The sequence below is a fragment of the Streptomyces sp. NPDC060184 genome (assembly GCF_042728795.1).
GTDB lineage: Bacteria > Actinomycetota > Actinomycetes > Streptomycetales > Streptomycetaceae > Streptomyces.
Window position 1 is genome coordinate 60539 of sequence record NZ_JBHWYX010000009.1, and the last position, 12356, is coordinate 72894.

Annotated in this window: 10 protein-coding genes; 1 reads left to right on the forward strand and 9 read right to left on the reverse strand. The window is 70.3% G+C overall.

Annotated elements, in window-relative coordinates; translation table 11 throughout:
• Positions 1-149 precede the first annotated feature (149 nt).
• Positions 150-344 carry a hypothetical protein gene (locus ACFWEE_RS08370; RefSeq protein WP_266708674.1) on the reverse strand — a complete coding sequence of 65 codons (195 nt, stop codon included), beginning with the start codon at positions 342-344 and terminating at the stop codon, positions 150-152.
• Between the two features lie 214 nt (positions 345-558).
• On the opposite strand from ACFWEE_RS08370, the gene ACFWEE_RS08375 reads away from it, so the two are divergent.
• Positions 559-2688, forward strand: coding sequence for a prolyl oligopeptidase family serine peptidase (locus ACFWEE_RS08375; protein WP_386887538.1), 2130 nt, complete (start codon positions 559-561; stop codon positions 2686-2688).
• Between the two features lie 21 nt (positions 2689-2709).
• On the opposite strand, the gene ACFWEE_RS08380 is transcribed toward ACFWEE_RS08375, so the two are convergent.
• The 8 genes from ACFWEE_RS08380 to ACFWEE_RS08415 form a co-directional block, all read right to left on the reverse strand.
• A complete protein-coding gene (locus ACFWEE_RS08380) occupies positions 2710-3900 on the reverse strand; it encodes a hypothetical protein (protein ID WP_386887540.1) in 1191 nt (396 codons plus the stop codon).
• 180 nt (positions 3901-4080) lie between these two features.
• Complete coding sequence (locus ACFWEE_RS08385) at positions 4081-5334, reverse strand: ABC transporter ATP-binding protein (protein WP_386887542.1); 1254 nt, start codon at positions 5332-5334, stop codon at positions 4081-4083.
• Entirely contained in the window at positions 5324-6301 is a 978-nt protein-coding gene (locus ACFWEE_RS08390; RefSeq protein WP_386887544.1) for an ABC transporter ATP-binding protein, read from the reverse strand. Before ACFWEE_RS08390 ends, ACFWEE_RS08385 begins: the two co-directional genes overlap by 11 nt.
• Positions 6302-6314: 13 nt before the next feature.
• The gene (locus tag ACFWEE_RS08395) at positions 6315-7295 is read right to left on the reverse strand and encodes an ABC transporter permease (protein WP_386887546.1); all 981 of its coding nucleotides are present in this window, start codon (positions 7293-7295) and stop codon (positions 6315-6317) included.
• Positions 7288-8211, reverse strand: coding sequence for an ABC transporter permease (locus ACFWEE_RS08400; protein ID WP_386887548.1), 924 nt, complete (start codon positions 8209-8211; stop codon positions 7288-7290). The genes ACFWEE_RS08395 and ACFWEE_RS08400 overlap by 8 nt, the downstream gene beginning before the upstream one ends.
• Positions 8212-8320: 109 nt before the next feature.
• Positions 8321-9961, reverse strand: a complete 1641-nt coding sequence (locus ACFWEE_RS08405) for an ABC transporter substrate-binding protein (protein ID WP_386887550.1) — start codon at positions 9959-9961, stop codon at positions 8321-8323.
• Positions 9962-10151: 190 nt separating this feature from the next.
• A complete protein-coding gene (locus ACFWEE_RS08410) occupies positions 10152-11294 on the reverse strand; it encodes an ABC transporter ATP-binding protein (protein ID WP_386887552.1) in 1143 nt (380 codons plus the stop codon).
• The gene (locus ACFWEE_RS08415; RefSeq protein ID WP_386887554.1) at positions 11287-12345 is read right to left on the reverse strand and encodes an ABC transporter ATP-binding protein; all 1059 of its coding nucleotides are present in this window, start codon (positions 12343-12345) and stop codon (positions 11287-11289) included. Before ACFWEE_RS08415 ends, ACFWEE_RS08410 begins: the two co-directional genes overlap by 8 nt.
• Positions 12346-12356: the final 11 nt, after the last annotated feature.

The window sequence follows — 12356 nt, forward strand, 5'->3', positions numbered from 1 at the left end:
CTACGAGCCCGGCGCACCCTCCGGGCGTCGGCGTCCTCGGTTCACACGACCGGGGAGCCCGACGGCACGGTCCGAGGGCCCCAGGACACGTCCTGGAGCCCTCGGACACGGCCTGCCTCCGGGCGGAACCGTGCGGAGACGGACCGCCGTCAGAACTTGATGCTGCCGATCATGCCCGCGACGTTCGACGTGAGGTCCGCGATCGTCGGGGCGATGGAAGAACTCGCCAGATAGAACCCGAGCAGCATGCAGATCGCCGCGTGTCCGCCCTTGAGTCCGGATTTCCGGATCAGCAGGAAGACGACGATCGCCAGCAGCACTACCGCCGAAATCGAGAGTGCCACGGCGGTTCACCTCCATCAGTACGGTCGCGACGGAACATCGGACAGATCAAACACATCGGGTCTGAACGGACAGCAGTCGGGCAGCGACAAGGAGCCCAGCAGGTTCCTACCCACCGAGCGCTACGGATCATAACTATCCGTGCCAAGGCATTGTCCGGGTCACAGCAGCACAAGGGGGCGCACGGACGGCGGCCCTCCGGCTAGGTTTCGGGCCATGACCTCGCAGAAGCTGTCTTTTCCCCGCCAGCACGCACGGACGCAGCGATTCACCCGCGGAGCGCCCCGGGCCTTCTCCGTCTCACCTGACGGGACGCGGGTGATCTTCCTGCGCTCCTCCTCGGGCACGGATTCGGTCAACCGGCTCTGGGTGCTGGACCCTTCCACCGGCCAAGAACGCGTCGCCGCCGACCCCGGGGCCCTGCTGGGCGGTTCGACGGAGGAGCTGTCGCCGCAGGAGCGGGCGCGGCGCGAACGCACCCGTGAGGGCGGCGCGGGCATCGTCGGGTACGCGCTGGACGCCGAGGCGGAGTTGGCCGCCTTCGCGCTCTCCGGCACGGTGTACGTGGCCGAATTGCGCGCCGGTACGGCACGGGCGCTGCCGGTCCCCGGACCGGTGATCGACCCCCGCCCCTCCCCCGACGGGCGGCACGTCGCCTACGTCGTGCACGGCGCGCTGCGGGTGGTCGGCGCCGACGGGACCGGCGACCGGGCGGTGGCCGAACCGGAGGAGGAGCACCTCGCCTACGGGCTCGCGGAGTTCGTCGCGGCCGAGGAGATGGACCGGCACCGCGGCTTCTGGTGGTCGCCGGAGTCGGACCGGCTGCTGGTGGCCCGGGTGGACGACAGCCCGGTCCACCGCTGGTGGATCGCCGATCCGGCGCACCCCGAGCGCAAGCCGGCCGAGGTCGCCTACCCCGCGGCGGGCACCCCGAACGCCGGGGTACGGCTCTTCCTCATGGACCTGGCGGGCGGGCGCACCGAGGTGGAGTGGGACCGGGCGCGCTACCCGTATCTGGCTCGGGTCCACTGGTCGTCGGCGGGTGATCCGCTGCTCCTGGTGCAGGCCCGGGACCAGCGTGGCCAGCTGTATCTGACGGTGGCCCCGGAGACCGGGACGACCCGGACCGTGCACGCCGAGGGGGACCCGATCTGGCTCGATCTTTTCGGTGGGGTGCCCGCGTGGACGCCGGACGGGCGGCTCGTGCGGATCGCGGACGAGGGCGGGGCGCGGGTCCTCCAGGTCGGCGACCGGGCGCTGACCGGGGCGCGGCTGCACCTCCAGGCGGTCCTGGACGTCGGGGAGTCCGACATCCTGGTGCAGGCGGTCGCGGGCGAGGAGGCCGCCGCGCCGGAGACCGGCGAGAGCCATGTGTACCGGGTGAACGAACTGGGCGTCGAACGGATGTCGGAAGGGGTCGGCGTCCACTCGGCGGTCCGCTCCGGCTCCCTCACGGTGCTGCTCTCGACCTCGCCGGACCGCCCCGGCGCGACCGCACGCGTGCTGCGGGACGGCAAGCAGGTCGCGGAGGTGGCCAACCACGCCCAGGAACCCGTGCTGCGGGCCCGTCCGGTCCTCACCGAGGGGGGCGCGCGGCGCATCCCGTGCGCCGTGCTGCTGCCCACCGGCCATCAGGAGTCGGACGGTCCGCTTCCGGTGCTGATGGACCCGTACGGCGGCCCGCACGGCCGCCGCGTGGTCGCCGCGCACAACGCCCACCTCACCTCCCAGTGGTTCGCCGACCAGGGCTTCGCGGTGGTCGTGGCCGACGGCCGGGGCGCCCCGGGCCGCTCCCCCGCCTGGGAGAAGGCCGTACGGGACGATTTCGCGCTCACCCTGGACGACCAGATCGAGGCCCTGCACGCGCTGGCCGGGCGCTTCCCGCTGGACCTGTCGAAGGTGGCGATGCGCGGCTGGTCGTACGGCGGCTACCTCTCGGGCCTCGCGGTGCTGCGGCGCCCCGACGTCTTCCACGCGGCCGTCGTGGGCGCCCCGGTGACCGACTGGCGGCTCTACGACACCCACTACACCGAGCGGTACCTCGGCGACCCCGCCGAGCAGCCCGGGGTGTACGCGCGCAACTCGCTGGTGACCGACGACGGGCTGTCCGAACCGGCGGACACCGTACGGCCGATGATGATCGTGCACGGTCTGGCCGACGACAACGTGGTGGTCGCGCACGCCCTGCGGCTCTCCTCCGCACTGCTGGCGGCGGGACGCCCGCACGAGGTGCTGCCGCTGAGCGGGGTCACGCACATGACCCCGCAGGAACAGGTCGCGGAGAACCTGCTCCTGCTCCAGGTGGAGTTCCTGAAGCGGTCCCTGGGCCTGCCGACGAGCAACTGACCGGCGACAGGCCGCACGGACTCACCAGCCGGGCGGCGGGGACGCGGGCGGCGGCGGGGAGGACGGCGGCGGCCCGAAGCCGCCGCCCGGCGGGGGGCCGTACCCCGGACCACCGGAACCCTCCGCCGCCCCCTGCGCGGGGTCCTGCCCGGCGGGCGGGTAGCCGTACCCCGCCCCGCCCCCGTACGGAGAGCCCGGGGCCGACGACGGGTACGGGTAGCCGTAGCCGGGGGCCCGGCCGGGCGGCTCGAGGGGCGGGTAGCCGTACCCCGGGGCGCCCGGCCCCCAGCCCTGTCCCGGTCCGCCCTCGGTGGCGGGCTGCCCCGGGCGGGCGGTCGCCAGAAGCGCGACGATCCCGGCGAGGGCGAGGAACACCCAGGTGGCGATGGTCAGTTGCTCTTCGAGCCCCGCGTCGCCGAACGCCCCGAACAGGTGCAGCCGGACGCCGCGGGCGATGCCCAGGCCGCCGGAGAGCAGCAGGAAAGCCGCGGCGATCATGCCGAACGGCCGCGCGTGCACGGCGCGGGCGAGCCCCGAGATCCCCGCGAAGAGGGCGAGCAGCGCCACGGTCACGGTGGACCAGCCGCCCGGTGTGTCGACGAGGGTGGAGCCAATTACCCGCCCGCCGAGATACCAGTCGGGATAGGCCACGTCCGGGAAGACGAAGAACTGCCGGATCTCCCAGCCGATCAGCACCGCCCCGGAGGTGCCGAGCGCGAGGAAGGCGACGACCGCCGAGCCCGTGGTGGGCCGGGTCGGCGCGGGGAGCCCCGCGTCCTGGGCGGGCCGCCGGCCGGCCGCGGCGGTCACGATCATGGCGACCGAGACCGCGAGGGCGATGCCGGTGCAGATCATCGCGCGCAGGCGGAGCTCGTCGGAGTAGCCGCCCATCCAGTCGGCGCCGATGATCCAGACGCCGGGGAGCCGGAGCAGCAGCGTGGTCACGCCGGTGGCGACCAGCGCGGCGGCGGCGACCCGCGACCGGGGCACGACGAGGGCGGTGACCGCCTGGACGAGGAGGAGGACCAGCGTGCCGCCGGTCGTGGCGGGCACTCCGCCGGGGAAGCGCTCGGGCACCCCCGACCACATGTCCCAGAGCGGGCCAGGACCGTGCATGACCCGTAGGTCCCGGACGATCCAGCCTGCGGTGATCAGCGCGAGCACGGCGCTGAGGACCGTACCGGTGATGCGGGCGCCCCGTGTGAGTGTCACGCGAGCGATCCTCCACCGCCCGGGACCACCCGACAAGGGGGCCGACGGAGGCCGGAAAACGGGTAACCGGCCGGGACGACGTGAAGTCCTCCCGGCCGGTCCACGGCACCCGCACGGCCGTACGCTGTCCATGGTGCGGCGTTCGTATATCGGTGTGACGACAGCCAAGTTGCCTCGCTGTTAACGATGTTCCCCGTCGCCCGGCCCCCGGTCCGCGTCCGGAGCCGTACCCGTACCCGTGCCCGGAGCCGTACCCGCACCCGTACCCGTGCCCGGAGCCGCCGGCCCCGGCGGCAGCACCCGGTCGGCCTCCGCCGCGACCACGTGCTTCTCCTCCGCGAAGTGACAGGCGGAGGCGTGGTGCGGCGGGCCCTGGACCCCCTCGAACGCCTCCGGGACGGCGAGCAGCGGCTCCTCCACCACGCACCGCTCCTGCGCCTTCCAGCACCTCGTGCGGAAGCGGCAGCCGGAGGGCGGGTTGGCGGGCGAGGGCACGTCCCCGTGCAGGATGATCCGCTCCCGGTGCTCACGGGCCTCCGGGTCGGGCACCGGGACGGCGGAGAGCAGCGCCTGGGTGTAGGGGTGCGTCGGGTGGTCGTAGATCTCCTCCTCGGTGCCGATCTCGACGATCCGCCCGAGGTACATCACCCCGACCCGGTCAGAGATGTGCCGGACGATCGAGAGGTCGTGGGCGATGAAGACGAAGCTGAGGCTGAACTCGGCCTGGAGCCGGTCCAGCAGGTTGACGACCTGTGCCTGGACGGAGACGTCGAGGGCGGAGACCGGTTCGTCGGCCACGATGATCTCGGGGTTGAGCGCGAGGCCGCGGGCGATGCCGATGCGCTGGCGCTGACCGCCGGAGAACTGGTGCGGATAGCGGTTGATGTACTCGGGGTTGAGCCCCACCACGTCCAGCAGGTCCTGCACCCGCTGCCGCCGGCTGCCCTTCGGCGCGACCTCGGGGTGGATCTCGTACGGCTCCCCGATGATGTCGCCGACCGTCATGCGCGGGTTGAGCGAGGTGTACGGGTCCTGGAACACCATCTGGATGTTCCGGCGGACCGCCTTCAGCGCCCGGCCCGACAGCTGGGTGACGTCCTCGCCCTTGTAGCGGATCGTCCCGGCGGTGGGGCGTTCGAGGTGGACCAGCATCTTGGCGACGGTGGACTTGCCGCAGCCGGACTCCCCCACGATGCCGAGCGTCTCGCCGGCCGAGAGGTCGAAGCTGACCCCGTCGACGGCCTTGACCGCGCCGACCTGCTTCTTGAAGACGATGCCCTGGGTCAGCGGGTAGTGCTTCGCGAGGTCGCGGACCTGGAGGATCGGTTCTCCCTCGGCCCACGCGGACTTGTGCCGCGCCTCGGAGAGCAGGGTGGCGGCGATCTCGCCCTCCTCGCGTGCTTCCTTGCGGCCCCCGGGGTGGTCAGCGTGCATCGAGCGTCTCCTTCCAGAAGTGGCAGGCGCTCGCGCGGTGTTCGGCCACGTCGTACAGGGGCGGCTCGTCGGTGCGGCACACGGCCTGGGCCATCGGGCAGCGCGGGTTGAAGGCGCAGCCGGGCGGGATGCGCAGCAGGTTCGGGGGCAGCCCCTTGATGGCGTACAGCTCCTGGCCCTTCTGGTCCAGGCGCGGGATCGACTGGAGGAGGCCCTTGGTGTACGGGTGCGCGGGGGCCTGGTAGATCTCGTGGACGGGGGCCGTCTCGACGATCCGGCCCGCGTACATCACGGCGATCTTGTCGGCGACGTCCGCCACCACACCGAGGTCGTGGGTGATCAGGATCAGGCCCATGCGGTACTCCTGCTGGAGCTCCGCCAGCAACTCCATGACCTGCGCCTGGACCGTCACGTCGAGAGCCGTGGTCGGCTCGTCGGCGATGATCAGCGCGGGCTCCAGCGCCATCGCCATGGCGATCATGATGCGCTGACGCATGCCGCCGGAGAACTGGTGCGGGTAGTTCCCGATCCGCTCCTTCGCCGCCGGGATGCGGACCCGGTCCATCAGCTCGATCGACTTCCGCCGGGACTCCTTGCGGGACAGGCCCCGGTGCACCCGGAACATCTCGCCGAGCTGGTCGCCCACGGTCAGCACGGGGTTGAGGGAGGAGAGCGCGTCCTGGAAGATCATGGCCATCTCCTGGCCCCTGATCCTGCGCCGCTCGTCCTTCTTGAGCTTCAGCAGGTCGCGGCCCTTGAACAGCACCTCGCCGCCGCTGATCTTCCCGGGCGGCATGTCGAGGATCCCCATGATCGCCTGCGCGGTGACCGACTTGCCCGAGCCGGACTCGCCGAGCACGGCGAGCGTCTCGCCCTCGTCCACCGAGTAGTTGACGCCGTTGACGGCCTTGGCGACGCCGTCCCGGGTGTGGAACTCCACGTGCAGATCGCGCACTTCCAGCAGCATGGCAGCGGACTCCTCAGCGCAGCTTGGGGTCGAGGGCGTCGCGCACCGCGTCGCCGAGCATGATGAACGACAGCACGGTGACCGCCAGCGCTCCCGCGGGCCAGAGCAGCATGTGCGGGGCGTTGCGGATGTAGTTGGACGCGGCGGAGATGTCGATGCCCCAGGAGACGGCGGGCTCCTTCAGGCCGACGCCGAGGTAGGAGAGGGTCGCCTCCAGGGAGATGTACGTGCCGAGCGCGATGGTCGCCACGACGATGACGGGGGCGATGGCGTTCGGGGCGACGTGGCGGAGCAGCATCCGCGGGTTGGAGGCGCCCAGCGCGCGGGCGGCCTGGACGTAGTCGTTCTGCTTCGCGGTGATGACGGAGCCGCGGGCGATGCGGGCGATCTGCGGCCAGCCGAGCAGGACGATGAAGCCGACGACGGGCCAGACGGTGGAGCTGGTGACGACGGAGAGGAAGACCAGGCCGCCGAGGACCACCGGGATGCCGAAGAAGACGTCGGTGATCCGGGAGAGCACGGCGTCCCAGCCGCCGCCGAAGAACCCGGCGAGCCCGCCGAGGATGCTGCCCAGGATGCCGACGCCGAGGGTGGCGCAGACGCCGATGGTGACCGAGGTGCGGGCGCCGTAGACGACGCGGGTGTAGACGTCGCGGCCCTGCCCGTCGAAGCCGAAGGGGTGGCCGGGTTCGCGGCCCTTCTGGGCGTCGGCGAGGTCGGCCTGGAGCGGGTCGCCGCTCGCGATGAGCGACGGCCAGATCGAGATGACCACCAGGAAGAGGATGATCAGGCCGGAGACGATGAAGACCGGGTTGCGCCGCAGGTCGCGCCAGGCGTCGGACCAGAGGCTGCGGGGCTTCTCGGAGGGGCCCCCGCCGTCGTGGCCGGGCGGCTTCTCCAGGGTCTCGCCCTCCTCCAGGGCGAGGTCCATGGGTCCGCCGGCTCCCGCCGGTGAGATCGCCCCGTCCTGCGAATACGGCTCCGGCTCAGGCATAGCGGATCCTCGGGTCGAGTACGGCGTACAGGAGGTCGACGATCAGGTTGGCCGCCAGGAAGACGAGGACCAGGACGGTGACGAACCCGACGACGGTCTGGGTGTTCTGGCGCAGGATGCCCTGGTAGAGCTGGTAGCCGACGCCGTGGATGTTGAAGATCCGCTCGGTGACGATGGCGCCGCCCATCAGGGCCCCCACGTCCGTACCGATGAAGGTGATGACCGGGATCAGCGAGTTGCGCAGCAGGTGGCGGACGATCACCCGGCGCCGGGGCAGGCCCTTCGCGGTGGCGGTGCGTACGTAGTCGGCGCGGGTGTTCTCGGCGATGGAGGAGCGGGTGAGCCGGGCGACGTAGGCGAGCGAGACCGAGGCGAGGACGAGCCCGGGGACGATCAGTTCGTCGAGGGGGGCGGCCGAGGAGACCGAGGGGCTGATGATGCCCCACTTCACGCCGAGCAGCAGCTGGAGCAGCAGGCCGGTGACGAAGGTCGGGACGGAGATGACGACCAGGGTCAGGATCAGCACGGTGGTGTCGATGGGCCGGCCCCGCTTCAGGCCGGTGAGGACGCCGAGGCTGATGCCGATGACGATCTCGAAGAAGATGGCGACGAGGGTGAGCCGGATGGTGATGGGGAACGCGGTGGCCATCAGCTCGGTGACCTTCTGCCCGTTGAACGCGGTGCCGAAGTCGCCGGTGAAGACGTTGCCCATGTACGTCAGGTACTGCTGCCAGACGGGCTTGTCGAGGCCGAACTCGGCGCGCAACTGGGCGGCGGTGGCGGGGTCGCACTGGCGGTCGCCGCAGAGACCCGCGATGGGGTCGCCCATCACGTTCACCATGAGGAAGATCAACAGCGTGGTGCCGAAGAAGACCGGGATCATCTGCAGCAGCCGCCGGATCACATAACGTCCCATGTGGGGCTCCGGGGGGTCGGGGCGGAAGCGTGGGCCGAGGCGGTCGAGCACGGCCTGAGCCGGGTGGCCGGGGCGGTGGGATCCGCTCCGGCCACCCGGCTTCAGCGGGTCACTTGACCTTGATCTCGTTGTAGACGGGGACGCTGAAGACGTTCAGCGCGACGTTCGAGACGCGGTCGGAGTAGCCGGCGCTGCCGTTCTGGTACCAGAGCGGGATGACCGGCATCTGCTCGACGAGAACCTGCTCGGAGTCCTGGAAGGTCTTCACCGCGGTGGCCTTGTCGGTCTCGGAGTTGGCCTTGTCGACGAGGTCGTCGAACTCCTGGTTGCTCCACTTGCCGTCGTTGGACGAGGCGTTGGTGTAGTAGAGCGGCTGGAGGAAGTTCTGGATGAGCGGGTAGTCCATCTGCCAGCCCGCGCGCCAGGCGCCGTGCAGCTTCTGCTGGGAGACCTGGTTGCGGAAGTCGGCGAAGGTGCCGACGGGGCCGCCCACGCAGGCGCGGTTGTTGTCCAGCGCCTTGTTGATGCTGTTGCAGACCGCGTCGACCCACTCCTTGTGGGAGCCGGTGTCGGCGTTGTACGAGATCTTGAGCTGGCCGCCGGGGATGCCGCCCGCGTCGTTGATCATCTTCTTGGCCTCGTCGGCGTCGTACTCGCACTCCTTGCCGCACAGGCCCTTCTTGAAGCCGCCCTCCTCGCCGAGGACCGGGGAGGTCCAGTCGGAGGCGGGGGTGCGGGTCTGGTGGAAGATCTGGTCGGTGATCTGCTGGCGGTTGATCGCCATCGACAGCCCCTGGCGGACCTTGCGGCCGTTCTCGGTGTCCCACTCCTTGTCGTAGAAGGGGAACGCGAGGGTCTGGATGATGCCGGCCGGGGTGTTGATGTAGCGGTCGCCGAGGTCGGACTGGACGTTGGTGAGCTGGGAGGCGGGGATGTCGTCGACGAGGTCGAGGTTGCCCGCGGTCAGGTCGGTGTAGGCGGTGTTGTTGTCGGTGTAGACCTTGAGGTCGATGCCGCCGTTCTCCGCCTTGTCGTCGCCGGGGTAGTCGTCCCAGCGGCGCAGGTTCATCGACGAGCCCTTGGCGTAACTGTCGATGGTGTACGGACCGTTGCCGATGGGCTTGGAGAGCCAGCCGTCGTGGTCGTCGAAGAAGCTCTGGGGCAGCGGCGAAAAGGCCGCGTAACCGAGGGTGTCGGGCCAGAGGGAGAACTTCTGCGACAGCTTCACCGTGAAGGTCAGGTCGCCGGTGGTCTTGAGGCCGGAGAGCGTGGTGGCCGAGGCGGAGCCGCTCTCAGGGTGGACCTTGTCGTAGCCGTCGATGTACTGGAAGAAATAGGCGTTCTTCTGGTTGTTCTTCAGCGCGGCGCCGTAGTTCCAGGCGTCGACGAAGGACTTCGCGGTGACCTTCTCGCCGTTGGAGAAGGTCCAGCCGTCCTTGACCGTGATGGTGTAGTTCGTCGCGTCGCTGGACTCGATCTTGTCGGCGAGCATGTTCTTGGCCTCGCCGGTCTTCGGGTCGTACCGCTTGAGCCCCCGGAAGAGCATGTCGAGGACCTTGCCGCCCTGCACCTCGTTGGTGTTCGCGGGCTCCAGCGGGTTCTGCGGGTCGCCCCACGAGGAACTCACGATCCCGTCGGCGCCACCGCCACCGCCACCGCTGCCGCTGTCGTCGCCCCCGCCGCAGGCCGTCGCGGCCAGTGCGACGGCCACCGCGCATGCGGCCCACTTGACGTGTGTGGCTCCGCGCATGGAGTGCCTCCTATGAGTCCTATGGGTAGCTCAGCCCATCGGAACCCATGCACACCCCGGCCGCATGTTCACGTCGCCCGTACGGGGCCCCTCGTCGTCACGCGCGTCCGCCGCCCGGTACGCCGACGGGCCCGTGCGCGGGGAACGCCGGAGCGTTCCGCGCGCACGGGCCCGTGCGGGGTGTTCGGGATCAGGCCGCGTGGACGACGTCCTTCTCCTCGGCGAAGTGGCACGCCGAAGCGTGCGCCGCCGGGCTGTCCACGGACTTGAAGCGCTCGGGGATCGCGAGCAGCGGGGTCTCCGCGGCGCACTTGTCCTGCGCCTTCCAGCACCGGGTGCGGAAGCTGCAACCGGACGGCGGGTTCGCCGGCGACGGGACGTCACCGGAGAGGATGATCCGCTCGCGGCCCTCGCGGGCCTCCGGGTCGGGGACCGGGACCGCCGACAGCAGCGCCTGGGTGTAGGGGTGCGTCGGGTGGTCGTAGATCTGCTCGTCCGTGCCGATCTCCGCCACCTTGCCGAGGTACATGACCCCGACCCGGTCCGAGATGTGCCGGACGATGGACAGGTCGTGCGCGATGAAGAGGTAGGAGAGGTTGAACTCGTCCTGCAGCTTCCCCATCAGGTTGATGACCTGCGCCTGCACCGAGACGTCGAGCGCGGAGACCGGCTCGTCGCAGATGATGATCTCCGGGTTGAGCGCGAGGCCGCGGGCGATGCCGATGCGCTGGCGCTGGCCGCCGGAGAACTGGTGCGGGTACCGGTTGATGTACTCCGGGTTCAGGCCGACGACGTCCAGCAGCTCCTGCACCCTGCGGCGCCGGTCGCCCTTCGGGGCCACCTCGGGGTGGATCTCGAAGGTCTCGCCGATGATGTCGCCGACCGTCATGCGCGGGTTCAGCGAGGTGTACGGGTCCTGGAACACCATCTGGATGTTCCGGCGGACCGCCTTCAGCGCCCGGCCGGACAGCTTGGTGATGTCCTGGCCCTTGTAGAAGACCTCGCCGGCCGTCGCCCGCTCCAGCGTCATCAGGAGCTTGGCGACCGTGGACTTGCCACAGCCGGACTCGCCCACGATGCCGAGGGTCTCGCCCGCGTACAGGTCGAACGAGACGCCGTCCACGGCCTTGACCGCGCCGACCTGCTTCTTGAACAGGATGCCCTGGGTCAGCGGGAAGTGCTTGACCAGGTTGCGGACCTGGAGGATCGGCTCGCCCTGCGCCACGGGGGCGTCGATGGCGGCGACCGCCTCGGCCTCCGTGGCCGCGTCGACCGTCTCCACAGCGGTGACGCTCGGAACCGCGTCCACGGACTTCTTCTCGATGTCAGCCATGGATCGTCTCCTTCCAGAAGTGGCAGGCGCTGCCGCGGCCGGCCTGCTCGGCGCCGTCCCGGTCGGTCACCCGGTGCAGGACCGGGATCTCGGTACGGCAGATGTCCTGCGCCATCGTGCAGCGCGGGTTGAACGCGCAGCCCGAGGGGACCTTGAGCAGGTTCGGCGGCAGGCCCTTGATCGCGAAGAGCTCCTGGCCCTTCTGGTCCAGCCGCGGGATCGACTGGAGGAGACCCTTGGTGTACGGGTGCGCGGGAGCCTTGTAGATCTCGTGCACCGGCGCCGTCTCGACGATCCGGCCCGCGTACATCACGGCGATCTTGTCGGCGACGTCCGCCACCACACCGAGGTCGTGGGTGATCAGGATCAGGCCCATGTTGTACTCGCGCTGGAGCTCCGCGAGCAGGTCCATGACCTGCGCCTGGACCGTCACGTCGAGAGCCGTGGTCGGCTCGTCGGCGATGATCAGGTCGGGCTCCAGGGCCAGCGCCATGGCGATCATGATGCGCTGGCGCATACCGCCGGAGAACTGGTGCGGGTAGTCCGAGACACGCGCGGCGGCGGCCGGGATCTTGACCTGGTCCATCAGCTCGATGGCCTTGGCCCGCGCCTCCTTCTTCGAGAGTCCCTGGTGCACCCGGAACATCTCGCCGAGCTGGTAGCCCACGCTCAGCACGGGGTTGAGGGAGGACAGCGCGTCCTGGAAGATCATCGCGATCTTCCGGCCGCGGATCTGCCGGCGCTCCTCCTTGGACATCTTGAGCATGTCCTTGCCGCGGAAGAGGATCTCGCCCTGCGGGATCTTGCCCGGCGGCATGTCGAGGATGCCCATGATCGCCTGCGCGGTCACGGACTTGCCCGAGCCCGACTCACCGAGCACGGCGAGCGTCTCCCCGGCGTTCACCGAGTAGTTGACACCGTTGACGGCCTTGGCCACACCGTCCCGGGTGTGGAACTCCACGTGCAGGTCACGTACTTCGAGCAGGGGGCCGACGTGGTCGTCCCCCGAGCGCGCGGCCGGGATTTCTGCGAGTTGATCGATGCTGGTCACGTGCGCCCTCC

Excerpts from the sequence above, each read along its gene's own strand:
- ACFWEE_RS08385 (WP_386887542.1), bottom strand. The coding sequence starts at position 5,334 with ATGCACGCTGACCACCCCGGGGGCCGCAAGGAAGCACGCGAGGAGGGC.
- ACFWEE_RS08390 (WP_386887544.1), bottom strand. The coding sequence starts at position 6,301 with ATGCTGCTGGAAGTGCGCGATCTGCACGTGGAGTTCCACACCCGGGAC.
- ACFWEE_RS08400 (WP_386887548.1), bottom strand. The coding sequence starts at position 8,211 with ATGGGACGTTATGTGATCCGGCGGCTGCTGCAGATGATCCCGGTCTTC.
- ACFWEE_RS08375 (WP_386887538.1), top strand. The coding sequence starts at position 559 with ATGACCTCGCAGAAGCTGTCTTTTCCCCGCCAGCACGCACGGACGCAG.
- ACFWEE_RS08395 (WP_386887546.1), bottom strand. The coding sequence starts at position 7,295 with ATGCCTGAGCCGGAGCCGTATTCGCAGGACGGGGCGATCTCACCGGCG.
- ACFWEE_RS08410 (WP_386887552.1), bottom strand. The coding sequence starts at position 11,294 with ATGGCTGACATCGAGAAGAAGTCCGTGGACGCGGTTCCGAGCGTCACC.
- ACFWEE_RS08405 (WP_386887550.1), bottom strand. The coding sequence starts at position 9,961 with ATGCGCGGAGCCACACACGTCAAGTGGGCCGCATGCGCGGTGGCCGTC.